We start from the raw sequence: 23,828 nt of genomic DNA, 5'->3' as shown, positions 1-23,828 counted from the left end.
CGATCAGCCGCGACACGGTGCGGCGCTGTCGGCGCCGATCGGCAGTTTCGCGCGTTCGGCCGGGGTGAAATCGCGGTCGCTGATAGCGCAGAGGCCGGCGAAGGCGTCCCTGCGGTGCGGGGTGATGAAGGCCGGGCCGTCCTGCGAAAACAGGAGCACATTGCCCGCGCTCACGACCACTTGTATCCCGGGCCCCGGCGGGTGGAACTCGAACATGCGCCCGCGACCGGCATCCCAGAATTCGACGGAGTCCGATTTCACCGCGACTATCAGACCCTCGGCGGTGGTGCCACGTGCTGTGGACATGACCGGGACCGGATGGGATGGAGTCGTCAGTTCGCCGGTATCCATGTTCCAGATTTTCGCGTCGATATAGATCTCCGGCTTCCCGACGGGGAACTGCAATGACGGCCATCTGGTGATCGCGTCCCGGCGCCAGGCCCGCAGTTTGCGACCGCCGTGCAGGTCCCAGACCGCAACGCCCTCACCGGAGGTGATGACGACCTGATCGCTACGGTCGGAACGCGGTATCGCACCGCCGACCTCGTGCAGTAGACGCAGGCCCTCGATACCTTCGAATACCGGTATCGGATCGCCCAATGGTGCACCGTCACTGATCCGCCACCGCGTGAGTACTCCCGCGTGGAACACCACCACCTCGTCGTCGAAGACGATGATGTCCTTGCCCGGTGTGACGCTACTTGTGCGGACTTCGGCCGGAACGGGCAGCGTCACGGTACGGATCAGCCGGAGATCCTGAGCCGCGTATACGTGTAACTCGTCGGCCTGACCGATGGCGAAGACGTAGCGGCCATCGTTGCTGAGCGCGAGGGCGATCGCCCCGTTACCGAGGTCGAGCTCGCCCGGCCCGGTGCCGATCATGGCGCGGGATATGCGCGTTTGATCAGGGCGCAACCGCATCACGTCGAGCCGGCGTTTGTCCGCCGCCATCCGATACACACCGAGGGCGTTATCGCCGCCATGAGACCAGACGATCTTGGTAGGAATCGGATCCCGGAACTGATTCACGTCGTCGACGCGGGTCGGCGGTTTGTATCGCAGCAGACCGGTGGAATGGACGGTATAGATCTCGATTCCCTCCGGTGTGGGCCGGACGAAGAAGCCGTTTCTCGGCGTCGCCGGCATCTGCTGGAACTTGAAAGCCTCGCCGGACCGAAGGTCGATCGCATAGGTAAGGCCGAACGCATCACCCGCGTCCAGGTCCGTCATGATCGCGTAGCGTTCGGACCGGTCGGAGGCGACGGTGGCGCAGATGGTGGACGGCACCCTGCGGCGAAAGCGCTCGTCACCGGTCCCCGGATCCGTCACCACGAAGTCGCTGACGGTGTCGGCGTCGGACTCGGTGGTGCAGGCGAAGCTCGCATCGAGCGATGCGGGTTTACCGCCCGGCAACCGGCGCACGACAGCACCGGTCGCGATGTCGCGTACGACATTCGATACCTGAGTGGCGCGCTGCTCGCGGAACCACACCGTCGAACGGTCGACGCGCCTGGGCAGCCAGTCGGACTGCTCCTCGGAGATGAAACCCCCGATACGGGACGGTCGCGTGCCCGAGGTGTCGTATACCTCGATCCGGTCGGGCCGATTCATCCGCGGATCCTCGGCGCGATCGGGGTCGTAGGTGATCACCAGCCGGGATCCGTCATCGGAGAATTGACCCATGGTGGAGAACATGCTGGTCGCACCGTCAGATGCGCGAACCTCGATGGGCCCCTGCCGATGATGCGGAATCCACATCGTGACCTCACCGGCGCTGGTGATCAGCGCGAACCGGCTGCCGTCGGCACTGACGGAGGCGGCCGTGAAATTCGCCGACGGGCGAACCGGCAGCACCCAAGGTTTCGGATTGCCGGACAGTACGTCGGTCCAGATAGTTGCCGATTGATCCTTGCCGACGACCAGGAACTGCGATCCCTCGCGATCGACGGCCAGAATGTTGGGGTCCGCCCATGGCATCGGGGTGAACGAGGCCACCCCTGCCCAGGTGATCTGCTGCCGCAGCAATGCCGCCTCGACCTCGGGCCGCCCCGGCGCGTTGCGTTGCGCGGCCTGGGCGTACTGGAGTGCCACGAGGGGGTCCTGATCGGCGATCCGGATCGACTCCTGCGCCAGGCTGAGCCCCGCCGCCAACCGCAGCTGCCTGGCCCGCTCCTGGCTGCTGCGATAGGCCACGACGGCGGTGGTCGCGGCCACCAGCGCCAGCACCGCGACCACCGCGATCCCGGCGCGCAGGCGCCGCACCTCGCGCCGCCGCAGCCGAATGCTCGCCTTCAGGTACTGGCGGTCGGCCTGTGGAATATCGGCGACCCGGGAGGAGAGCCATTCCTCGGCAGTGGACAGCGCGCTGCCCCGGAGCAGTGCACCGCAATCGCGTTGCTGCGCTTCCCATGACGTTCGCTCTTCTTCGAGTTGCCGCTGCCAGGAACGGAAGTCACGGTCGCGCTCGAGCCGTTCGCGCAGCAACGGCCAGTTGTCGACCAACGCCTGATGCGCCAGCTCGGCGGTTTCCGTACCGTCGGGCGCGCGGCCGACGACGACGAGCCGGTCGAGGGTCAGCCGGCCGGCGATATCCCGCAATTCCGGGAAATCTGACAGCGAGGCGACCGCCCGCACGAATCCGTCACCGGTCGTGGTGGGTGCTGCCAGCATCAGCAGCAGCCGCCACGCCTCCGCCGCGGCGCCGGGATCGGTGAACTGTGCCAGTGCGCGCTCGGCCCGCCGGGTGATCGAACCACCGGCTCGGCCTGCGCGCTCGTAGTCGGTGAGTGTCAGCCTGCCGCCACTGCGCTGCTCCCACAGCTCGGTGAGCATCGATTCCAGCAGCGGCAGCCCACCCGGCTCCGACACTGTGTCTTCGACCAGGCGCTCGACCAGATCCGCGTCGACGTCCACTCCCGGGGCATGCTCGGCCGGGCCGCGAATCACCTCCCGCAGCTGTGCCCGGCCCATCGGTGCCAATGCGACGGTCGCACCGTCGAGCAGCCGGGCCAGCTCGTCGTCCACCAGCTCGTTGAGTGCCTCCCAGCGCAGTGTCAGCACCACTTGTACCCGTTTGCCCGCGCTGTCGGCGGCTTCGGTGAGTTCGACCAACCACCTCAGCAGAGCCCGAGCCCGTTCCGGAGCAGTGGCGGCGAGGTCCTCGAACTGGTCGGGAAAGATCACAAGCCCCTGCGACGGTATGCGATCGACGAGCTCGGCCACCGACCCCGGCGAGGTATCCGGTTGCCGCACAGCGCGTTGGGCGAGTTCGGCTACCAGCTCGGCGTGTGTAGCCGATGCGGGGGCCGGTACCTGCACCGGGCCCTGCGGGGATGAATCACCCGACAGGCGAAATGCCGCGATACGCCGGCCCTGTTCCCGGAGCCGGGGGATCACCCCGGCACTCACCAACGACGATTTTCCGCTGCCGGATCGGCCTGCGACGGCGACGACCGACCGCTGTTCGAGCGCAGCCAGCACTCGGTCGATATCGGCGTCGCGTCCGTAGAACAGGTGCGCATCGTCCTCATCGAAACGTTCCAACCCACGATACGGATTCGGCAACAGCACTGGATCGGCCCCGAGCACCTCGGCGATCGGAATCATGAACGCGGTGCGGGTATAGCGGCGGCGATCCGAGGCCACCGCCATCCCGACCACCGCCGCAGAACTCGAATCCCACACCGCGGCGCCGCTGAACCCGGCCGTGATCGGCTGGCCCCCGGCCGCGGCCTGCAGCTGCAACCAGCCGCTGCCCTGCGGCGCGCGGAACTCGCCCGACACCCAGACGCCGTCGTCGTGCTCCACCGGAAATCCCAGCATCCGGAATTCCCGGCCCCAGGGTTCGTCGGCGCGCCAGAACGGCGGTGTCGCGACGACACCGGCGTTCTGGGTTTCGATGTCGAGCACCGCGATATCGCCGCCACCGGCCGCGTCGATCGGCACCCAGCGCCGTACCCGGGCGGCCAGGTACTCACCCGGGCGCAGCAGCGGGAAATCGAGCCGGATCGCGGTCACCGGTGCCCGGCCGTCCGCGTAATCGGCACCGATCGCATCGGCAATCACGTGCGTGCAGGTCGCGACCAACCCGGGACCGACGACGAACCCCGCCCCGACGACCTCCCCGGAAGTCGAGAACACCCGCACCGTCGTCGCGCCGAGACGACCGACGCCACCGAGCTCAGCGTTCCGCATTACCACCGTCTCTCCTTGCCTCCACCCCGGGGCCCGCGACATATAGGCCGCGCGATAGTACCTGTGCCGGCCTCCCCACGGCTGAGCGTGGGAAGGGCCGGTGTCGTCGTGTTTCCGCTCGACCCAACCTTTTCCGCCCGCAGGCGGTCGTACCCGGGTAGCCGATGACCACATCGGCTGCACAGACTCAACCGGAGGGCAATGACATGTCTCTGTCGCGCACGGCAACTGGCACATTCACTCTGCTGGCGGCGGCCGCACTCGTCGGAGCCGGGGCGGGCTCAGCTCACGCTAGCGCGGATATGTATGGCGCGATCGCTATTTCGTTTCACACCGGCAAAGTGGCCTCGGCCGTGAACTACCCGAGTCCGTCCGAGGCGGGCCGCGCGGCGGACGCCCGCTGCGGCGGCGGGCGCGACTGCTCCGCCTACGTGTACTTCGTCAACGGCTGCGGCGCTGTCGCCCAGGCTCCCGACGGGAGCATCTCCTGGTCGTGGGGCGTGAATCGGGGAGACGCCGAGCAGAGCGCGATCAACGGACTCGGGCTGCGCGCCCCTCGTTTTCCGAGCCTGGGATCGGCCTCACCGAGCGCCGCGCACGTCGTGCTCAGCGATTGCACCGAGATGGGCGGCCCCTCCGCACCCGGCGGCCGCACGCTGCCCAAGCCCTGACCGGACCGATGACACCGGCCCGGCCGGTTCCATAGAGATAGGAATTCAATGAAGACAGTAGTGAAGCTCGTGGTCGGGTTGCTGGTCGGTATCGGCCTCCTGATCGGCGGCGGCGTCACCCTCACCCAAGACGAAGTCACCTGTGGGGGATCGACAATGAGCGCGGGTGACCGGTGTGAGGAGAGCGCGCGAGGCGGGCACATCACTACCCGCGACTATGAGGAACAGCAGTCCGATAACAAGACCGGCGGCTGGATCATGATCGTTATCGGTTCGATCGTGCTCGTGCTGTTCGGTCTCGGGCTGCTCGGCGCGCTGACCCCCGACAAGGAACGGAGCCGGGACCCGGCGTCGGTGTGATCGCCTGGACAGCGGAGGGCATACCGCCGGAAGGCTATTGCCGCACATGAAAAGTCGCTGCTGGTCGGTATTGTGTCCGGGTACCGACAGATCCGTCGCCCCGGCGGCCGCGAACAGCATGGCGAGATGGAATGAACAGCCTCCCCGAGTCAGCTCTGCCCGCCGAGACCGCATTGACGGCACTACTGGGAGCTGTGCTCGCGGACTGCGCCAGGGATCCGCTGTCCTTCCTCGCCGGTGTCGGGCACGGTCCGGCCATTATCCGGATCGGACGCGGCAGCACGCCGACCGAGCGAGCCGATCAGTTCGACGAGCTGTTGCTCGAGGCATTCGATTCGGCCGGCGATATGCTGCTCGCCTGGACCACCCGCCAGGTCGGCAACCCCATCGACGCCGAGGACATCGTGCAGACCGCCATGATGCGGGTGTACGCCGCCAGGCCCGACGTCGACACAGCCGACCAGCTGCGCGCTTATCTGTGGACGGTCGCGAAGAACCTCGTACGCGACGCCTGGCGGCGGGCGGCGACCGATCGTGAACGGTTCGACGCCGACGGTGACGAGCGGATCGCGCTGCTCGCCGACCGCGCTGGACTCAACATGGACGATATCGTCGTCTTACGCCAGGCCCTGATCGGCGCGCTCGAAACCCTGCCGCCGCGTGAGCGGGAAGCGGTCGTGCTCAGAGCCTACGAAGGCAACACCTACGCCGAGACCGCGCGCATCATGGGAGTCGCTACCGGTACGGCAAAAGGCTACGTGCACGACGCCCTGCAACGGGTGCGTCAGCAACTCGACCGGATTGCCTGAAATATCGGCGATCCGGCACACCAAGGAGGCGGCGCATGGTTCGAAAGCCTGTGCCGGGTGCGGTCCGGCAGGACAACTGGTTCGTGTTGCTCGATCCGAAATGGCAGGCGAGTTCGCCGGGGGAAGTGCCGCCCGCGGCGGTCATCGCGGGTGGCTGGCTGCTCGACGAAGCGGGGGAAACCGGTCCGTTCCAACCGAATCCGGACTATGCCCCGAGGGATCCATCGACGCCGACCGACCCGACCGACGCCGTGCTGCGACTGATCGCCGACGGCGAGCAGCTCGGGGAGCAGCTGGTGCAGGCGCTGTGCGATTCGGTGGTGCAGATCGCGTGTGACCGGAACAACGCACCGGTGGTCGGCTCGGCGCCGGATGGTTTGGCGTGTGTGTTCGTGGCTACCGCGATGGCGCATCAGCACGGTGTAAGCGCGGATCGCTGGTGGCCCGTGGTTGGCGCCGAGCTACCCGGCATCGTGCCCGCCGGCGCGGATATCCTGCTCAACCCCGGCGGCCCGGCGGAGTTCCGGCTCGTCACCGACGCCCTGCGCCGGGCCGATTGACGCGGTTTCAGCGGTTTCCCCAACCTTGGCCGCCCCTGGACGGTCTGTAGAGAAATGAAGATGTCAGCGGGGAACATCGAGTGGCGCGCCGGCCGGGTGACAGCGGACGATTTCGTGGGGCGCGAGCACGAGCTGGATGCGATCGTCACGCTATTGCTGCGCGGTACGCGACTGTTGACATTGATCGGCCCCGGCGGCATCGGGAAGACACGGCTGGCCGCGAAGGCGGCACAGCATCTGGCGATGAAGGGTCGCATGCCGGTGCGCTGTGTGCGGCTGGCACGATTGGATCCCGGCAGCGATACGGCAGCGGTCGAGCAGGAGATCGCCCGATCCGTTGTGACGACGGACTATTCGGACCGCTCGACGTGGGATCGCGCCGCCCTGGCCATGGCTGATCCGCGCGGCCGGGTCGTGCTGGTACTCGACAACTGTGAGCATGTGCTCGCAGCTGTCGGCGTGGTGATCGACCGCATGCTGGCGGCGATACCTGGGCTGAGCATCGTGGCAACCAGTCGCGAGGCGATCGGATGGATGGACGAGCAACGGTTCGTGGTCCCACCGTTGCCGCCGCATCACGCGCTGCAATTGTTCCGCGATCGAGCCGAGCTGACCGACCGTCCCATCGGCGGTGCGGATGACACGGCAGTTGCCGATGAGATCTGCAGGCAGATGGATTATCACCCGCTGTTCATCCGCCTGGCGGCAGGTCGGCTCGCGTGCCGGCCGTTGCGGATGATCCTGCGTGAGATCTGCGGGGACCCCACCAACGACCGCAGGCTGACATGGCCTCCGACACCGGTCGTCGGCGGTGAGGAGCGCCACCGCAGCATCAATGACGTCGTCGGCTGGTCCTACGACCAGTGCAGCGCGAAGGAGCAGGTGCTCTTCGGCCGGCTGTCGGTATTCGCCGGGGGCTATGACACCGATCCAGGCCCCGTGGACGCTCCGATGCGGCCGGTCGGAGCCGACCTGGATGCGATTCGGCGCATCTGCGCCGATCCCGGCGTGGACCACACCGACGGCCGGATCAGTATTCCCGGTGAGGAGGTCGAAGACCTGCTGGAGCGGCTGGCGGACCAGTCGCTGGTATCGCGCCACATCACCGCGACCACGGTCCGCTACTCACTGTCGGGAAACCTTCGCGTATACGCCCAACAGCAACTGCGCCGACGGACGAGAGGAGGCGTCGATGCGGCCGTCGAACTCGCCGAGCGTCATAGCCATTACTACCGCGACAAGATCCGGGAGGCGGCGCAGTGCTGTTTCGACCCGACGGAGGAGGGCGGTCTCATCGACTGGGCGAATGCGGCGTGGCACAACATCATCCTCGCGGTGGACCGCGGCCTCGCACCCGGCGGCAACGCGATACACGGCCTGGAAATCTGCGTAGCAATGCTGATGCTGCGACTTGCTGTCGACCGAGGATCGCTGCAGGAGATGCGCCTGCGGACCGAGCGCGCACTCGACGCGACCCGCGAGCTGGACCCGCCGCCGAACGAGCTGCGGATGACCGCGATGGCCCTGCTCGGTCCCGCGACGTACGCCGCCACCGAAATCCGAGGCGCGCAGCTTCGGCTGGTACCGAACGAAGTCCAGCAGCCGACGATGGGTACATCGCACGCAGGCGAGCGTGCGATCCGGACCGGCAGCTCGGATGACACACAGCCGCGGTGGACCACCTTGACCGCAGCCGAGCAGGATGTCGCGGTGCTGGCAGCGGCGGCATGGACCAATTCCGCGATCGCCGCCCGGCGCGGTAGATCGCGCCGCACCGTCGACGCGCAAATCGCAGCGGTTCTGCTGAAGCTACAGATCACCTCGCGTGCCGAGATCGCGCGATTCGTCCCGAATGATCGAGCCGAGCGGCCATGGTGGACCGATAGGCAATCAGATGCCAGGTCATCGGTCTGTAGTCCGACGGTGGTGCGGACGACGGCGGATCGGCACAGAGGTGAGCCGTGAATGACCGGCTGTGGGTCGACCCCGAGAATCTGCGTGCGCGCGGTGCGGCGTTCAGAGAGTTCGGCGACGAGGTCCAGCAGATTACGAAGCGCTTGAACGAGGTGCTTTCCCGAGAAGGCCGGTGGTGGGGCGGCGACGAGTCGGGTGTCGCGTTCGAACAGTCCTACGAGCCCGATGCACGGCGCGTGACGGCCGCGCTTCGGGCTCTCGCGGATGCCCTGCACGGTTTCGGCGGACAGATGGCGGAGACGGCCGGCGAATTGGAGACAGCGGATACGGACGCGGCCAAACACATACGCGATCTGGACGAACTCGCTCCCCATCCATCCCGTGCCGCCGCATCGCCCCGCGCTCCGGCACCGGATGCCGCTACATCGCCTCTCGTTCCGGCACCGGACGGCGCCGCATCGGTCTCCGCTCCGGCACCGAACGCCGACCGCTTCCAGCTCCACCCCGCCCCCGGGTCGCCGGGCCTGCCCGCCTCCGTCGCGGCACCATCAGCAGTCCTCGCAGGCGAGGACCGAGGGACACCGGTCGGAGCACCGATGTCGAGCAGTGGTACCCCATGGGACAGCGCGCCTCCGGATTCGCCGACCGGCGCCTCCTCGGCGGCGGGAGACGGTGCGACCACAGCCAGGAACGAACAACCGCCATCGGGGCCCGCCGGTACGCCGGCCCCGAGCACACCCGGCGGCGGTGATCGTGAACGGCCCGCTCGCCGCGATGGCCCTGCGGTCAAGGAGACCGAACGCAAGCAACCGAACAGCGCCACCTCACCGACTCGCAACGCCGTGCCACCGGCCGTGAGTGCACGGGGCGGCCATAAACGTTCCGGCACACCCTGGTCGGAGGGACGTACCTCACCCGGCCGCCCACAGGTCGCCGCTCCCGACCGCAGGCACCCGGGCAAGTCCGACCGTGTCGGCAAGCCCGCCCAGGATCGGCCGCGATCCGGACGGGACGTCGGTGACCGTAACCGGTCGCGCGGCCCGATGGCCCGGCCGGTGGACGAGAGCATGCTCATGCGGCGGGCCCGGACTCTGGGCGAGCGGCACGGTGCCGAGCCATCCGGTTTCGAGGCGGCCGATCTCGACGAGGCCGCGGTGACCGAATTCCTCGACGCGACCGACGATGTGCTGACGCGATACCCGGTGCTTCCGGTCAGTCGTATCGGAATCGGTGTCACCGGCGGGACCGGCGCGGTGCGCGTTGCGCGGTGCGACGGCGAGAACCTCGCGCCGACGTGGTCGGTGATCCTGAACAGCGATCTGTTCGGTGGGGCCGAACCACCGATCGAGGCCGTCCGGCGGCAGCAGAAGCCGGGCGCGGACCACGAGCGACCGCTGTACTCGGCCACCGTGCGCGAATTCGGCCGCGCCTTCGATCTCGCCGGTGGTTGCCACGCACGCCATCGTGCCCAGCGGGCGCTGATAGCCGAATACCTGCGCGGCGATAAGGGATACCGCGATACCCATCTCGCTCGCGTGGTGGAGGGCTACAAGCGCTGGCGTGATCAGTTGAGCGGCGGCAGTTTCGACAAGGGGCGCTTCGACGCCGCCGAGGCGCTCGCCGACGGGTTCACCGAGGTGCTGCTGCGGCAGGATGCGGCGTGCGAACCGGCGAAGACGCTGTGCCACTTGCTGCTCGAGCACGCCGTCGGCCGAAAATTGGCACGGACAGCGGCCGGGGGTACTGATGTGGCGAGCGGAAAGTGATCGGTGCGGTCCCGGCCGCCGAGGGTGGATCACTTTCCTGAACGGACAGTAGTCTGTAGCTATCTGGCCGAGGCCTCTCGACTCGGCCGCCGCCGATCGTTATTCGATCACCCTGTGGGTACCGTCACGGACGGTGCCGACGAACTCCTCCATCAGATCCTCGAGCGCGACGATGCCGATCGTGTTGCCTCGGTTGTCGACCACCCGGCCGAGATGGCTGTTGGTGCGGCGCAACCGGGCCAGCGCCTCGTAGAGCGGTGTCCCGGCCAGCACTGTCGGCAGCGGCCGGATATCGGTGCGGGGGATCGGGGTCCCCGGGCCTGCGGTCTCGTCGGCGACCAGATCGAGCACATCCTTGACGTGCAGATAGCCGACCAGTGAGCCGTCGTCGGTGCGCACCGGATACCGGGAGAACCCGGTCTCGGCCACCGCGGATTCGATATCGCCGAGGGTGGTGCCGTTGCCCCGCAGCGGCACCGTCCGCGTCGTCTCCAGCGGCACCATCACGTCACCGACCACCCGTTCGGAGGTGCCCAGCGCCTGGGTGAGTCTGCGGTGCTCCTCCTCGTCGAGCAGGCCCTCTGAGCGTGATTCGCCGATCATCTCGGCGAGCTCGACACTGGAGACGGTGGCGTCGAGTTCGTCCTTCGGCTCGATGCGCAGCATCCGCAGCGACAGATTCGCCGCCAAGTTGTAGATGGCGATGAGCGGGCGCGCCAGCCGCAGCCACATGAGGTGGATCGGCACCAGCAGCAGCGCCGATCGCTCCGGACCGGCCAGCGCGATGTTCTTCGGGATCATCTCGCCGAACAGGATGTGCAGGATCACCACGATGGCGAGCGCGACGGTGAAGGCCACCGGATGCAGCAACTGATCGGGCAGCCCGACCAGCTCGAACGGCCCCTCCAGCAGGTGCGCGACCGCGGGCTCACCCACGCGGCCGAGCAGGATGGAGCAGATGGTGATGCCCAGCTGGGCCGCCGCCAGCATCATCGAGAGGTTCTCACCCGCCCGGATGACGGTGTTGGCGTTGCGTTTGCCCTGTGCGGCAAGGGCTTCCAGCCGGTCGCGGCGCGCCGAGATCAGGGCGAACTCGGCACCGACGAAGAAGGCGTTACCGGCGAGCAGCACGACGGTCAGCGCGATTGCGAACAGATCACCCATGGTCGGCCTCCTGCCCGTCGAGCACATCTGCGGTGACCGGGATCAGCCGCACCCGGTCCACCCGCCTGCCGTCCATCCGGTCCACCCGGGCCAGCCACCCGCCCTGACCGTCGCCCGGACGACGCTGTAGCGCATGCGAATCGGGCAGCACGACGGTGTCACCTGCCTCGGGGATCCGGCCGAGACGGATCAGCACCAGACCGCCGAGGGTTTCGTATTCACCTTCCGGCGCTTCGTAACCGGTGGCCCTGGACACCTCGTCGATGCGCAGCAGACCCGAGCAGTCCCAGCCGTCGGAGACCCGGCGTACGTCGCGTTCCTCTTCGTCGTGCTCGTCGCGCACATCGCCGAGGATCTCCTCGATGACGTCTTCCATGGTGACCAGGCCCGCGGTGCCGCCGTATTCGTCGACCACCAGCGCGACCTGCATGCCATCAGCGCGGATGCGTTCGAGCACCTCGTCACCGTCGAGGCTGGCGGGCACGATCGGGACCGGCCGAGCCAGCAGATGCAGGGCGAGCCCACGCCGGGATTCGGCGGGGACGGTGAACGCCTGCTTGACGTGCACCACGCCGAGCGTGTTGTCCAGGTCGCCATCGATGACGGGGAACCGGGAGAAACCGGTCCGGCCCGCGGCGGCGATGAGATCGGGGATGGTGTCGGACTTGTCGAGCGATTCGATCTTCACCCGCGGCGTCATCAGTTCCTCGGCGCTGCGCTCACCGAACTCCAGCGAGCGATCCATCACCTGTGCGGTGCGCTGATCGAGCGCGCCGCGCTTGGCGGAGGTCCGCACCAGCGAACCGAGCTCCTGCGGGGAACGCGCGGAACGCAGTTCCTCGGCCGGTTCCACCCCGAGGCGGCGCACCACCCAGTTGGCGCTGCCGTTGAGGAAATGGATCAGCCATTTGAAGACCACGGAGAACGCGACCATCGGCCCCGCGGTCATCCGCGCGGTGGCCAGCGGGGCGGCGATGGCGATGTTCTTGGGCACCAGTTCGCCGTAGATCATCGACAGCGAGGTGGCCAGCACCAGCGCCAGCACCAGCGAGATTCCGCGAGCGGCGCTCTCGCCGATTCCGGCCGCCGAGAACAGCGGTGTCAGCAACCGGGCCAGGACGGGTTCGGCGATATAGCCGGTGATCAGGGTGGTGATGGTGATGCCGAGCTGCGCGCCCGACAGCTGGAACGACAGCGTGTGGTGGGCCTTGCGGACCATGCGGGCGCGCACGTCGCCATCGCGGGCATGCGCTTCGACGGTGCTGCGTTCGAGTGCGGTGAGGGAGAATTCCGCGGCCACGAACAACGCGGTCCCGGCGGTGAGTGCGATGAAACCGATCAGGCTGAGCACGGTGAGCGCGACGGTCACGGTCAGCACCACCCGGACCGGTGGCTGAAGGACACGGTCGTGCGTGCTGCGGTGAGCTGGACGGCTGCGGGAAGGAGGACGCCGGGTTGGTCACCCGGCTCGATAGAGGAGCCCTCCTGTGCGGCGTCCTCGGACGCGGGTGACAACTGGTTCCTTTCGCATGGGAATGGGTGCCGACGGTGTCGGCAACCCTCATGCTACCGGCCCACGCACGCTGTGGCGTGGGCCGGTCCGGCGTTGATTCACCAACCGCTCGGCAGGGGCCGCCCCTCGGCGAATCCAGCGGCGGACTGCACCCCGAGCACGGCCTTGTCGTGCAATTCGGCCAGCGAGCGGGCACCGGCGTAGGTGCAGGCGCTGCGGACACCGGAGCAGATGTGGTCGATGAGATCCTCGACGCCGGGGCGTTCGGGATCCAGCCGCATCCGTGAACTGGAGATGCCCTCCTCGAACAGCGCCTTGCGGGCACGGTCGAAACCGCTGTCTCCGGCGGTGCGGGCGGCGACGGCGCGTTTGGACGCCATGCCGAAGCTCTCCTTGTAGGCGTTGCCGTCGCGGTCGACGCGCAGGTCACCGGGCGATTCGTAGGTGCCGGCGAACCAGGAGCCGATCATCACGTTCGACGCGCCCGCGGCCAGCGCGAGGGCGACGTCACGTGGGTGGCGGACACCGCCGTCGGCCCAGATGTGCACGCCGATCTCGCGTGCGGCGCTGGCACATTCGGCGACGGCGGAGAACTGCGGCCTGCCCACACCGGTCATCATGCGAGTGGTGCACATGGCGCCGGGGCCGACACCGACCTTGATGATGTCCGCGCCGGCCTCGGCCAGATCGCGGGTGCCCTGGGCGGAGACGGTGTTGCCGGCGACCAGCGGCACGCCAAGGCCCAGATCGCGGATGGCGCGCAGGGTTTCGAGCATTTTGACCTGGTGCCCGTGCGCGGTGTCCACCACCAGGAGGTCGGCGCCCGCGTCGACCAGAGCCTTCGCTTTGGCGGGCACATCGCCGTTGATGCCGACGGCGGCGGCGATGCGCAGCTTGTCGGCCCCATCGACGGCGGGGGTGTAGATGCCGGTGCGGATGGCGCCGGTGCGGGTGAGCACGCCTGCGAGAGTGCCGTCGTCGGCGACCAGCACGGCCAGGGTGGCGTGCGCGGCTTCGAGCAGGTCGTAGATTTCGCGCGGCTCGGCGGTGACGGGTGCGGTGACGAAATCGGTGGCGACGACATCGCGCAGCCGGGCGAACCGGTCGACATCGGCGCAGGCGGCCTCGGTGACCACGCCGACCGGGCGTCCGTGCTCGTCGACCACCACCGCGGCGCCGTGCGCGCGCTTGTGGATCAACGCGACGGCCTCTGACACCGACTGCTCCGGGCGCAGAGTGACGGGAGTATCCGCGGTGAGCGAGCGGCTCTTGACGAAGGCGATGGTCTCGGAGACCGCGTTGTTGGGTAGATCCTGTGGCAGGACCACGATTCCACCGCGGCGGGCCACGGTTTCGGCCATGCGGCGCCCGGCCACGGCGGTCATATTGGCCACGACCAGCGGGATGGTGGTGCCCGACCCATCGGTAGTCGACAGATCGACGTCGAACCGGGACGCCACATCCGTCCGGTTCGGGACGAGGAAGACGTCGTCGTAGGTCAGGTCGTACGGCGGCTGATGTCCAGGGAGAAACTGCACTGCACCGATGGTAATCGCGCAGCGACGAACGTGTGCCGTTCTCGCCACGGTCCCGCCGCAACCTGGGCGCAGATAGTGGACGCCACGCTCGCACTGGTGATTGCGCTCCACAGGCGCATGGGCGATGGTCGATCCGGGCCCATCCCGCCCCTGAGATCCGGGCCCATGTCGCTCTTGATCTGCCCTGCCGGACCCCTGCCCTAGGAAGGGAGTCAACGCCATGGCGTTCACGGAGGAAGAACTCGCCTATCTGGCATCGCAGCCGGTGGCCAGGGTCGCCACCGTTGGCGATGGCGACCAACCCGACGTGGTGCCCCTGTCGTTCGAATTCGACGGAACCTACTTCTGGATCGGCGGCGTCGGCGTCGCGGTCCTGGAGACGCGCAAGTTCCGCAATATCCGGGCAGGTCGCCGGAAGGTGGCGCTGGTGGTCGACGATCTGGTGTCGATGGATCCGTTCATCGCGAGGTCCATTCGGGTGTACGGAATTGCCGGCGAACCCATTGAACGAGTCGGCTTGGTGGGCCCAGGTGTGTACGTCCCGATCACGCCGACGGTGTCGTGGAGCTGGAACATGACGGGAGAACCAGCCGGTGAGACATGGTATCCGGCACGACGAGCAGTGCATCGCCGACAGGAATGACCCGTGGGAGATATCAGTTTGCCCGGCGGTTGCGGCCGGACCGGGAGCGGGTCGAATGCCCGGCGTGGCGCCGTGGTTTCCCGGGCGTGTCGCCGGGTCGTCCTGGTCGGCGGGTCCGCGTCGGTTCCGTTGCCGGGGTGGGCGTTGGCGCCGGAGCCGGGACCGGGGTGCCCGGTGGTTTGCGGGCACCGGTGAGACGGTGCAGGAGGCGATCGCCGGGTGCGATGGTCGCTTCGGCGGCGTCGATCCCGGCACGGCGGGTGAGTTCGGCGACTTCGGTGCGCTGGTCCTCTGTCACGAGGGTGACGACGATGCCGGTGGCACCCGCGCGGGCGGTGCGGCCCGCGCGGTGCACATAGTCCTTCGGATCGGCAGGCGGGTCGACGTGCACGACCAGCGAAACATCGTCGACGTGGATGCCTCGGGCGGCGACATCGGTGGCGACGAGCACCGGAACCGAGCCGTCGGCGAACGCGGCCAGCACGCGGTTGCGGTTGTTCTGGGTCTTGCCGCCATGCAGTGCCTGCGCGAGGATCCCTGCCTCGCGCAACCGCCCGGTCAGCTTGTCGGCGCCGCGCTGGGTGCGCACGAAGAGCAGGGTCCGGCCCTCGCGCGCGGCGATCTCGGCGATCACCTCGCGTTTGTCGGCCTTGCGTAGATGCAGCACGTGGTGCGTAGCGGCGGGGGCGACGATGTCGTTCTCGGGCACCGGGTCGGCGGAGTGGGTGACCGGATCACGCAGGTAGCGGCGCACAACCTCGTCGACGGCGTCGTCGAGGGTGGCCGAGAACAGCAGGTGCTGGGTGTCGCCGGGGACCTGATCGACCAGGGCACGCACCTGGGGCAGGAAGCCGAGTTCGGCGAGATGGTCGGCCTCGTCGATGGCGGTGACGCGCACCGCGTCCAGGGACAGTGCCTGCTGGGCGATCAGATCCGCCAACCTACCGGGTGTGCCGATCACCAGGTCGACGCCGCGGCCGAGCCGTTCGGCCTGGCGCTTGATCGGCAGGCCGCCCACCGCGGTCCCGAGGCGAAGGCCGAGCGCGCGGGCCGCCGGTTCCAACGCGCTCTCGATCTGCACGGCCAGCTCGCGAGTCGGTGCCAGCACCAGTCCGCGCGGCCGCCGAGGCGTCGAGGGCGCACCGGCCAGGCGCACCAGCATCGGCAGTCCGAAGGCGAGGGTTTTGCCCGAGCCGGTGGGGGCGCGGCCTAGGACATCACGTCCGGCGAGCACATCCGGGATGGTCACCGATTGGATCGGGAAAGGGGAGCCGATGCCTTCGCGGCCCAACGCGTGCACGAGCACCACAGGTAGTCCGAGCGCGGCGAATGTAGCCGGGGCAGTAGTTGGTTCAGGCACGGAACAGCCGTGTCAGCTCGACCAGCCACGGAATCGCGACGGCCAGCGTCGGCACCACCAGAATGGCCAGCGAACCCAGATAGGCGGCGGCCGCGATCCGCATATCACCGAGCGGACCGGACAACCGCTGGATTCGGATCAAGGTGCTCGGCCCGCCGACGGCCAGAGCGCCTTGCGGCGCGGAGGACTTCGAACACGCCACCAGCGCCCTGGCCAGTGGCTTGGGCCCGGTCACCTTGACTGCCGAATCGTCGGCGAGCAGTTCGATCAGCAGCTTCACCGAATCCAGCGCGGACTTACTGCGCACGAAACGCGGGAACGCTTCGTGTGCCGCAGTGAACGCCTCCAGCACCAGATCGTGGCGCGCCCGCAGATGCGAACGCTCATGGCTGAGGATCGCGGTGAGCTCACGCTCGTCCAGATTGTCCAGCGTGCCCGCGCTCACCACCACGCGCTGACGCAGACCGGGTAGGCAGTAGGCGATCGGTTCGGACGCGGCCAGCACGCGGATATCGGCCGCCCGGCGTTCGGGCCCGCTCTGATCGAGCAGGTCCACCAGCATCCGATGACGGGCGCGGCGGCGCCGGGTGTGCACGCCGACGCGGATCGAGGCGTAGATCAGGCGCGCGCCGACCATCAGCGTCAGCGCGAATACGAACACATAGGCCAGCCACAGCGGTAGCCCGAGTGCATCGATCTCGTCGGTCGGCGAGGTGGTCGGCCGGCCGTCCGCACCGGGTACCAGCAGCTCACTCGCGATCGCCAGACCGGAACCGAAGGCGCTGAGCACGGCGGCCAGCGCGATGGCCTGCCACAACACCAACGCTGCCCGGGGTGTGCGGTAGGTCCACTTCGACCGGGCGAGCAGGGCTGGGGCAGGCCCCGCGAGAAGCAATGCGAGACCGGCGAAGACCGGCGCGGTTGCGTTCATCGACTCAGCTCACTGCGTTGTGGGGCCAGGGGTCGAAGACACCGCGATCACGGTGACGGTGGTGCGGTGTCCTCATCTGCTTCGAGCTTAGCGAGTGCCTCGCGCAGCGCCGCAGCCTCGTCCTTACCGACCTGCTCCACGAAGTGCACCAGGGCGGCGGCACGGCTGCCCGCTTCCTCGGCCTGCTGCAATGCGTCGACCATCAGGCCGGCCACCAGCTCGTCGCGGGTATGCACCGGAGCGTAGCGGTGCGCACGGTCGTCGCGTCGCTGAACGACGAGGTTCTTCTTCGCCAAACGCTGCAGCACCGTCATCACCGTGGTGTACGCGAGTTCGCGGCGCGCCGACAGCGCTTCGTGTACCTGCCGGACCGTTTGCGGTTCGTCGGTCGACCACAACTGGTCCATGACCGCTTTCTCGAGTTCACCAAGTCCTGCCATTCCACGATTTTACGGACTCAACGACGCTGATGCGTACTACAGGGTGTCGTAACTGGCTGGTAGCGGGTGTGGTATTGGTCATACTCCGTCGACGGGCGCGTCGAGGCGGGCCGGACCGCCCGCCGTACCCAGCACATGGCGGGTGCCGATCGGCACGATCATCGGCCGACCCGACATCGGATCTTCCAGTACGGTGGCCTCGAGTCCGAACACCTCGCGCAGCAGGCCGGCATCGATGATGTCGGCCGGGGCGCCCTTGGCGATGATCCGCCCGTCGCGCATGACGATGAGCTGGTCGCTGTAGCGGATGGCCAGGTTGAGATCGTGCAGCACCATCACCACGGTGCGGCCGAGTTCATCGTGCAACCTGTCGACCAGATCCAGTACCTCGAGCGAATGCGCGAGATCCAGATAAGTGGTCGGCTCGTCGAGCAGCAGAATGTCGGTGCCCTGCGCCAGCGCCATCGAGATCCAGGCCCGCTGACGCTGACCGCCCGACAGCTCGTCGAGCGCGCGATCGGCGAGATCGGCGATACCGGTCTGTTCGAGGGCGGTGAGCACCTCGGTTTCGTCGGTGGCCGACCATTGCCGGATCCACGACTGGTGCGGATGACGCCCGCGCGAGACCAGATCGGCGACGGTCAACCCTTCCGGCGCCACCGGAGTCTGCGGCAGCATGCCGACGATGCGGGCGACGTCCTTGGTCTTCATCGACGAGATGGCCTTGCCGTCGAGCAGGACCTGTCCGTTACTCGGCTTCAGGAGCCGTCCCAGTGATCGCAGCAGGGTGGATTTTCCGCAGCCGTTCGGCCCGATCACGGTGGTGATCACGCCGGGGGCGATATCGAGGCTCAATCCGTCGACGATGACCCGTTCGCCGTAACCGAGGGTGACGCCGTCGGCCGCCAGCCGATGTGAGCCGTTGCGTGGCGCTTCTCCGGTCTTCACAGCGTGGCCTTCCGATTCAAACGTACGAGCAACAACAGCAGGAACGGGCCGCCGATGGCGGCGGTCACGATGCCCACCGGCAGATCCACCGAGAACAGCGTGCGCGAGACGATATCGGCGCCGACTACCAGGATCGCACCGATCACCGCTGAACCGATGAGCGGTTCACCGGGTGTGCGCAGCAGTCGGCGGGCGATCTGCGGCGCACACAACCCGACGAACGCGACCGGCCCGACCGCCGCGGTCGCCACCGACGCACCGACGACCGCGGCACCGATGAGCACTGCCTGCTGGGTCTGGATCCGCACGCCGAGCACCCGGGTGGTGTCGGTGCCCAGGCGCAGCGCGGCCAGCGTTCGGGCTGATCCGACCGCCACCACCAGCACAACCAGCAGCGCGATCACGGCCGGAATCAGTTTGGAATCGTCGGCGGAGTTGAGCGACCCGGTCAGCCACAGCTGGGCGCGGGCGGCGTCTTCGAGGCTGGCGCGGGTGAGCATCCAACTGATCGCCGACAGCAGCAGCGAGTTCACGCCGACCCCGATGAGCACCAGCCGCATCACGGTCACGCCGCTACCGCCGAGCGGATTACGTCCCCAGGCCAGCAGGTAGATCACGGCGGCGGTGCCGAGCCCACCGAACATCGCGGCGATGGGTGTGCCGAGCGAGATGGCCAATCCGGTGGTCGCGCCGCCGGTGCCGACCATCACTGCGACGGCACCGAGCGCGGCGCCGGAGGTGATACCGAGAAAGTCCGGCGCGGCGAGCGGGTTGTGCAGGATCGACTGGGTGATGGCGCCCGCGATGGCGAGTGCCGCGCCGACCACCACCGCGGTCATCGCCCGCGGGAGCCGGGATTCGAACACGATGAAGCGCTGTGAGCGGCTACCGCCACCGGACAGCACGTCGAGCACCTTGCCGAATCCGAGGTGGGTTTCCCCGATGGCGATATCGAGGCAGAACAGGCCGAACAGCGCGACGGCGAGGACCACGATGATCACGACCATGCGCGGGCGCAGTACCAGCGACATCGGGCCGACCCGAACCGCCGTCCGCAAACGCGGCGCGGCGGCCTCGGAGGTCTTGGTCGGCGAGACGGTCATACGCTCACCAGCTTCCGTCGTCGGACCAGGGCGATGAAGAACGGCGCGCCGACGGCGGCCAGCATCACGCCCACTTGCAGCTCGCCCGGCCTGGCGACGACTCGGCCCGCGGTGTCGGCGATCAGTAGCACCAGGGCGCCGAACAATCCCGAGTAGGGAATCAGCCACCGGTTGTCGGGACCGGTGAACACGCGCGCGATATGCGGAACCACCAACCCGATGAAGGCGATCGGCCCGACCGCCGCGGTCGCCGCCCCGCACAGCAGGACCACCGCGGTGAGGCCGAGTGCCCGGCTACGGCCGATGTGCACGCCGAGACCGCGCGCTACATCGTCGCCGAGGCTGAGCAGATTCAGGCCGGGCGCGGCGATCAGGGCCAATACCGCCCCGGCGCCGAGGAACGGCAGCACCTGCCAGAAGACTTCGGCGCCGCGACCGGCGACCTCGCCGACCACCCAGAACCGGTAGCTGTCGAGCGCACTGGTGTCGAGAGTGACGATGGCGTTGGTCAAGGCCTGCAGAAACGCCGTGACCGCTGCGCCGGCCAGCACCAGGCTCAATGGACTGGCCGAACCCGCGCCGATCGAGGATGCGCCGAACACGATCAACCCGGCGAACAGTGTGCCCGCGAACGCGAACCAGATGTACTGCTCCGGCGCGGTGAACGCGAACAGATACATGCTCAGCGCCGCGAAGAAGGCCGCGCCCGCGTTAAGGCCGAGCAGTCCGGCATCAGCCAGCGGATTGCGGGTGTAGCCCTGGATGAGGGCACCGGCCATACCGAGCGCCAGCCCGGTGACCAGGGCGAGAACGGTGCGTGGCAGGCGCAGCCCGCGCACGATCTCCTCCTCGGTGGACAGTGCGGCGCAACTGAACGGTCCGTCCGAACAGGACAGGGCGTGGTCGAGGGCGTCGTAGACGGTGGACGGGGCCAGCGATCGGGTGCCGATCGCGACGCTGGCGACCAGCGTCACCCCCAGCAGCGCGGTCAGCAGCAGGAGACCGGTGATACGACGCCGCCTCATGGTCGCAAGAGCGGTCACGGCGGCGGAAGACTCCTCACTGTGTTCGAGGCAATACTTGCCAGGTCTGGTAAGGCTAACCTATCTTCCGAGTGTTATCGCGACGGAGTCCACCCCGAGGAGGTTCGATGCCCGAACTTGCGACTACTGGCACGTGCCGTACCACCCAGCCGGCCTTCGGGCGCGCCTGTACCCGGCTGCGGGCTTTGCAACCGGAGCACCCGAGAGTGTATGCCGTTGCCGCCATGGCGGATCAAGGTAAACGTCGCTGGTGGCGGCTGGCGGACGGGCTGCGCGAGGGCCGGATCGAGCTGATGTACCGGCGGCATGCCGCGGAGATGATCAGCGCCGATACCGCGGCCGAAGTCGTTGCCACCGCGCTCATTCACGCCGTGCTCGGCCGGGTGGTCGCGCTGCTGGTCGCCGAGGGGCGGGCCTGGGATCCAGGTCTGGAGAACCTCTGGATCCACACCGACAACGACGGCGGCATCGACTGGGCAGGCCTGGTCGACACCACCATCCGCGCGCTCGACGAGGACATGAGCGTGGGGGAGCGGGGTGTGGTCGGTCTACCGTGTGAGGAGGCGATGTTCGTCTGGCTGGCTCACCGCTGCGAGCCCTCGCTGACGCTGATCCAGGAGTGCCTGACCCGGTGTGCGGGTTTGAGTGCGCGGCGGTTCTGGGGTCTGGTCGGTGAATCGGTCTCGGGCGCCGCGACATACGTGCCCGATCTGGCACGCACCGATGCGGCGGTCGGCATGCGCCGAGGCCAGGGCATGCTCATGGCGCTGGAGGAGCGTGGGCTACCGGTGCGGCGCGCGACGGGTGCCCTGGTGAGGTGAGCCCCGAAGCGCGGCGGTAGCGTTCGGCGTCGCCGCCGGTCGACTATCGGGCCGAGGCCGTGCGGTCGAGGTCCGCCGGGCCGACGGCGGCCTGCATCGCGACCCCGTCCACATAGGAATGCTTTTCCTTGACGGCGCCGTTCTCGACCAGCACGAAGTCCGCGAGATCGACCGCCACCGGGTTACCGGTCGCGGATGTCCCGGTCAGATGCCACCGCACCACCCAGAAGTCCTCGCCCACACGCAAGGAGACCAGACCGAAGGTCAGGTCGGGTACCAGCGCGAACGTGCCCGCTGCGGCCTCGCGGATGGCGGCCCGGCCTCGGGCCGGATCCTGCCCCGAATGCAGGTGGAATATCGAATCTTCGGTGTGCAGCTCGACGATGCGGTCGGGGTCGCGGTCGGCCCAGCAGGCGTGATAGCGGTCGAACAGATCACGGGTTGCGGTGCTCATGACGATGAACTCCTGTCGTGGTGCGTTGTGTGGGCGCAGTCCGCTATCGGGTCGGGGAATCGGTTGCCGATCGCCGGAATTCGATGCTGATCGCGGGCATTCAGTGTCTCCGGCGTCGGGTAGCCGTGGCGACGGGCGCACGCCTCGGCTTCGGGCATTTCGTTGTGCGCCTGCACAACGGAAATTAGACTGGCACCGGTGACCCGGGACTCACCTGCCGAGCCCACCCCACTGCTGTGGGGACTGCGTGCGGACTTGGCCGGCATCTCCGAAAAGGTCACCGCCAGAATCAATGACGACGATCAGGACTACAGCGCTGCCGCGTTGGATCAGGACGAACTGACAGCGGTGGTGGCCGACAACCTCGCGTCCATGCTCGACGCCATCGCAGGCGCACCATATTCAGTCGAGCCCGCCCGCCGCACCGGTCGTCTCAAGGCCGAGCGTGGGGTCTCGCTGGACAGCCTGCTGCACGCCTTCCGCCTTGCCGGATTGGCATTCTGGGAGATCATCGTCGAACGGGCCGACCAGGCCGACGACCCCGCGCTGTCGCGGCTGTCCACCGTGGTGTGGGCGACCGTGGACGAGTTCTCGGTCGCGGCGGCCGACGCCTACCGGCACATTGTGGCCGCAGGCGACGAGCGGCCCACACCGCGGATGTTGCGGGCTGTGCTCGATCCCGACCTACCTCCGGTACAGCGAGAGCGCCTGTGCGAACGGATGGGGCTGCCTTCCCGTGGCACGTTCATCATCCTGGTGGGCGATTTCCGGCTCGATGCGTGCGGTGTGACGACCCTCCGGACAGTGGTCGCCGACGGTCCGGTGACCCTGTTCGCCGCGCGATCTCCCGACCAACTCGACAACGCGCTGCGCTGCGTGCGATCTCGGGCGGGTGCCAGTAAGCCGTTCGACGATCTCGCCGCCGCGCCCGTCGCGCTCGACCAAGCACGGCTGGCGTTCCGGTGCTTGGGGCCGGACGACATCGGCATCCATCGGTACGCGTCATCGCCGGCACGTGCCTTGATCGCGGCCCAGCCCGAACTCGCCACCGATGTCCTCTCCGAGACGATTACCGCATTCGACCGGCTCCGTCCCGACGACGCCGATGATCTCGTCCGCACGGTGTCGACATGGTTCGAACTCGGGGGCTCGACCGCGGCGGTCGGCCAGCGGTTGCACCTGCACCGTAATACGGTCCTGCACCGCCTCAAGCGTGTTGAAAGGCTCACCGGTGTCGCACTGGCGGTCCCGGCCGACGCCGCCCTGTTGTACCTGGCCTTGCAGGCCCGGCTGCTGCGGAAACCCGGCGGCCGGTCGCCTTGATTTCCGGACCAACCACGGCGCTGGCGCTTCTCGACGCGACGCGCTGCCAGTCGAGTGTCGCGGTGCGGCTGGGCAACGGGTTGCTCAGTTAGGTAAGCCTGACCTATACTCAATCCCGGCGTACGGATCGAGCGAGAGTCCCGAGGGCTGCGGTGACCCCCGATCCATTGCCGCGGGGGGGGGCGCCGGGGGGGGGGGCGCCCCCCGGTGTTTTGAGTGCGAAAAAGGGGCGTTGCCGGGGCCGCCGGCGCCGGGGTCTTATAAAAAAAAAAC

The 23,828-nt window shown here is 68.1% G+C and carries 20 protein-coding genes; 9 read left to right on the top strand and 11 right to left on the bottom strand.

Features of this window, described 5'->3' with window-relative positions; translation table 11 throughout:
- Window positions 1–3 precede the first annotated feature (3 nt).
- The gene (locus ACFXNW_RS21830) at window positions 4–4,194 is read right to left on the bottom strand and encodes a trypsin-like peptidase domain-containing protein (protein WP_379419573.1); all 4,191 of its coding nucleotides are present in this window, start codon (window positions 4,192–4,194) and stop codon (window positions 4–6) included.
- Window positions 4,195–4,358: 164 nt separating this feature from the next.
- Here ACFXNW_RS21830 and ACFXNW_RS21825 point away from each other — a divergent pair, with 164 nt between their 5' ends.
- From ACFXNW_RS21825 to ACFXNW_RS21800, 6 genes are all read left to right on the top strand, one after another.
- Complete coding sequence (locus ACFXNW_RS21825) at window positions 4,359–4,865, top strand: DUF4189 domain-containing protein (protein ID WP_379419572.1); 507 nt, start codon at window positions 4,359–4,361, stop codon at window positions 4,863–4,865.
- Window positions 4,866–4,913: 48 nt separating this feature from the next.
- The gene (locus ACFXNW_RS21820) at window positions 4,914–5,225 is read left to right on the top strand and encodes a hypothetical protein (protein WP_379419571.1); all 312 of its coding nucleotides are present in this window, start codon (window positions 4,914–4,916) and stop codon (window positions 5,223–5,225) included.
- Between the two features lie 131 nt (window positions 5,226–5,356).
- A complete protein-coding gene (locus ACFXNW_RS21815; protein ID WP_379419570.1) occupies window positions 5,357–6,034 on the top strand; it encodes an RNA polymerase sigma factor in 678 nt (225 codons plus the stop codon).
- 35 nt (window positions 6,035–6,069) lie between these two features.
- Window positions 6,070–6,594 carry a type VII secretion system-associated protein gene (locus tag ACFXNW_RS21810; RefSeq protein ID WP_379419569.1) on the top strand — a complete coding sequence of 175 codons (525 nt, stop codon included), beginning with the start codon at window positions 6,070–6,072 and terminating at the stop codon, window positions 6,592–6,594.
- 60 nt (window positions 6,595–6,654) lie between these two features.
- Entirely contained in the window at window positions 6,655–8,559 is a 1,905-nt protein-coding gene (locus ACFXNW_RS21805) for an ATP-binding protein (protein ID WP_379419568.1), read from the top strand.
- Complete coding sequence (locus ACFXNW_RS21800) at window positions 8,556–10,274, top strand: hypothetical protein (protein ID WP_379419567.1); 1,719 nt, start codon at window positions 8,556–8,558, stop codon at window positions 10,272–10,274. Before ACFXNW_RS21805 ends, ACFXNW_RS21800 begins: the two co-directional genes overlap by 4 nt.
- Before the next feature lie 99 nt (window positions 10,275–10,373).
- Here the strand turns inward: ACFXNW_RS21800 and ACFXNW_RS21795 are convergent, their stop codons facing one another.
- The 3 genes from ACFXNW_RS21795 to ACFXNW_RS21785 form a co-directional block, all read right to left on the bottom strand.
- Window positions 10,374–11,438 carry a hemolysin family protein gene (locus ACFXNW_RS21795; RefSeq protein WP_379419566.1) on the bottom strand — a complete coding sequence of 355 codons (1,065 nt, stop codon included), beginning with the start codon at window positions 11,436–11,438 and terminating at the stop codon, window positions 10,374–10,376.
- Window positions 11,431–12,807: a hemolysin family protein gene (locus tag ACFXNW_RS21790; RefSeq protein ID WP_379419565.1), complete on the bottom strand. Its 1,377-nt coding sequence runs from the start codon at window positions 12,805–12,807 to the stop codon at window positions 11,431–11,433. Before ACFXNW_RS21790 ends, ACFXNW_RS21795 begins: the two co-directional genes overlap by 8 nt.
- A 242-nt stretch (window positions 12,808–13,049) precedes the next feature.
- The gene (locus ACFXNW_RS21785; protein WP_379419564.1) at window positions 13,050–14,489 is read right to left on the bottom strand and encodes a GuaB1 family IMP dehydrogenase-related protein; all 1,440 of its coding nucleotides are present in this window, start codon (window positions 14,487–14,489) and stop codon (window positions 13,050–13,052) included.
- Between the two features lie 220 nt (window positions 14,490–14,709).
- Between ACFXNW_RS21785 and ACFXNW_RS21780 the strand changes: the two genes are divergently transcribed.
- Complete coding sequence (locus ACFXNW_RS21780) at window positions 14,710–15,132, top strand: PPOX class F420-dependent oxidoreductase (RefSeq protein ID WP_379419563.1); 423 nt, start codon at window positions 14,710–14,712, stop codon at window positions 15,130–15,132.
- Between the two features lie 13 nt (window positions 15,133–15,145).
- Here the strand turns inward: ACFXNW_RS21780 and ACFXNW_RS21775 are convergent, their stop codons facing one another.
- The 6 genes from ACFXNW_RS21775 to ACFXNW_RS21750 all read right to left on the bottom strand — a co-directional run bounded on the left by ACFXNW_RS21775 (window position 15,146) and on the right by ACFXNW_RS21750 (window position 20,957).
- Window positions 15,146–16,492, bottom strand: a complete 1,347-nt coding sequence (locus ACFXNW_RS21775; RefSeq protein WP_379419562.1) for a DEAD/DEAH box helicase — start codon at window positions 16,490–16,492, stop codon at window positions 15,146–15,148.
- Window positions 16,485–17,423 carry a M56 family metallopeptidase gene (locus ACFXNW_RS21770; RefSeq protein ID WP_379419561.1) on the bottom strand — a complete coding sequence of 313 codons (939 nt, stop codon included), beginning with the start codon at window positions 17,421–17,423 and terminating at the stop codon, window positions 16,485–16,487. Before ACFXNW_RS21770 ends, ACFXNW_RS21775 begins: the two co-directional genes overlap by 8 nt.
- Before the next feature lie 47 nt (window positions 17,424–17,470).
- Window positions 17,471–17,863 carry a BlaI/MecI/CopY family transcriptional regulator gene (locus tag ACFXNW_RS21765; protein ID WP_163821665.1) on the bottom strand — a complete coding sequence of 131 codons (393 nt, stop codon included), beginning with the start codon at window positions 17,861–17,863 and terminating at the stop codon, window positions 17,471–17,473.
- Between the two features lie 78 nt (window positions 17,864–17,941).
- Window positions 17,942–18,811, bottom strand: a complete 870-nt coding sequence (locus tag ACFXNW_RS21760) for an ABC transporter ATP-binding protein (RefSeq protein ID WP_379419560.1) — start codon at window positions 18,809–18,811, stop codon at window positions 17,942–17,944.
- The gene (locus ACFXNW_RS21755) at window positions 18,808–19,914 is read right to left on the bottom strand and encodes a FecCD family ABC transporter permease (protein WP_379419559.1); all 1,107 of its coding nucleotides are present in this window, start codon (window positions 19,912–19,914) and stop codon (window positions 18,808–18,810) included. The genes ACFXNW_RS21760 and ACFXNW_RS21755 overlap by 4 nt, the downstream gene beginning before the upstream one ends.
- Window positions 19,911–20,957, bottom strand: coding sequence for a FecCD family ABC transporter permease (locus ACFXNW_RS21750; protein WP_379419558.1), 1,047 nt, complete (start codon window positions 20,955–20,957; stop codon window positions 19,911–19,913). Before ACFXNW_RS21750 ends, ACFXNW_RS21755 begins: the two co-directional genes overlap by 4 nt.
- A gap of 206 nt (window positions 20,958–21,163) precedes the next feature.
- Between ACFXNW_RS21750 and ACFXNW_RS21745 the strand changes: the two genes are divergently transcribed.
- On the top strand, window positions 21,164–21,778 hold the full coding sequence (locus tag ACFXNW_RS21745) for a hypothetical protein (protein WP_379419557.1): 615 nt from the start codon (window positions 21,164–21,166) through the stop codon (window positions 21,776–21,778).
- Window positions 21,779–21,821: 43 nt separating this feature from the next.
- Here ACFXNW_RS21745 and ACFXNW_RS21740 read toward each other — a convergent pair whose 3' ends face one another.
- Window positions 21,822–22,232 (bottom strand): nuclear transport factor 2 family protein, encoded by a 411-nt coding sequence (locus tag ACFXNW_RS21740; RefSeq protein ID WP_379419556.1) that lies wholly within the window; start codon window positions 22,230–22,232, stop codon window positions 21,822–21,824.
- Window positions 22,233–22,430: 198 nt separating this feature from the next.
- Here ACFXNW_RS21740 and ACFXNW_RS21735 point away from each other — a divergent pair, with 198 nt between their 5' ends.
- Complete coding sequence (locus tag ACFXNW_RS21735) at window positions 22,431–23,555, top strand: PucR family transcriptional regulator (protein ID WP_379419555.1); 1,125 nt, start codon at window positions 22,431–22,433, stop codon at window positions 23,553–23,555.
- The last annotated feature ends 273 nt before the right edge of the window (window positions 23,556–23,828 follow it).

This window comes from Nocardia sp. NPDC059180, assembly GCF_042754945.1.
Lineage (GTDB): Bacteria > Actinomycetota > Actinomycetes > Mycobacteriales > Mycobacteriaceae > Nocardia.
The sequence above is the reverse complement of the archived record's forward strand: the minus strand, read 5'-3'. Positions and strand labels throughout refer to the sequence as shown.

What these genes read in the sequence shown, in the direction of transcription:
- ACFXNW_RS21770 (WP_379419561.1), bottom strand. Translation starts at nt 17,423, where the DNA reads ATGAACGCAACCGCGCCGGTCTTCGCCGGTCTCGCATTGCTTCTCGCG.
- ACFXNW_RS21805 (WP_379419568.1), top strand. Translation starts at nt 6,655, where the DNA reads ATGTCAGCGGGGAACATCGAGTGGCGCGCCGGCCGGGTGACAGCGGAC.
- ACFXNW_RS21825 (WP_379419572.1), top strand. Translation starts at nt 4,359, where the DNA reads ATGACCACATCGGCTGCACAGACTCAACCGGAGGGCAATGACATGTCT.
- ACFXNW_RS21830 (WP_379419573.1), bottom strand. Translation starts at nt 4,194, where the DNA reads ATGCGGAACGCTGAGCTCGGTGGCGTCGGTCGTCTCGGCGCGACGACG.
- ACFXNW_RS21795 (WP_379419566.1), bottom strand. Translation starts at nt 11,438, where the DNA reads ATGGGTGATCTGTTCGCAATCGCGCTGACCGTCGTGCTGCTCGCCGGT.
- ACFXNW_RS21740 (WP_379419556.1), bottom strand. Translation starts at nt 22,232, where the DNA reads ATGAGCACCGCAACCCGTGATCTGTTCGACCGCTATCACGCCTGCTGG.
- ACFXNW_RS21765 (WP_163821665.1), bottom strand. Translation starts at nt 17,863, where the DNA reads ATGGCAGGACTTGGTGAACTCGAGAAAGCGGTCATGGACCAGTTGTGG.
- ACFXNW_RS21815 (WP_379419570.1), top strand. Translation starts at nt 5,357, where the DNA reads ATGAACAGCCTCCCCGAGTCAGCTCTGCCCGCCGAGACCGCATTGACG.
- ACFXNW_RS21810 (WP_379419569.1), top strand. Translation starts at nt 6,070, where the DNA reads ATGGTTCGAAAGCCTGTGCCGGGTGCGGTCCGGCAGGACAACTGGTTC.
- ACFXNW_RS21780 (WP_379419563.1), top strand. Translation starts at nt 14,710, where the DNA reads ATGGCGTTCACGGAGGAAGAACTCGCCTATCTGGCATCGCAGCCGGTG.
- ACFXNW_RS21820 (WP_379419571.1), top strand. Translation starts at nt 4,914, where the DNA reads ATGAAGACAGTAGTGAAGCTCGTGGTCGGGTTGCTGGTCGGTATCGGC.
- ACFXNW_RS21755 (WP_379419559.1), bottom strand. Translation starts at nt 19,914, where the DNA reads ATGACCGTCTCGCCGACCAAGACCTCCGAGGCCGCCGCGCCGCGTTTG.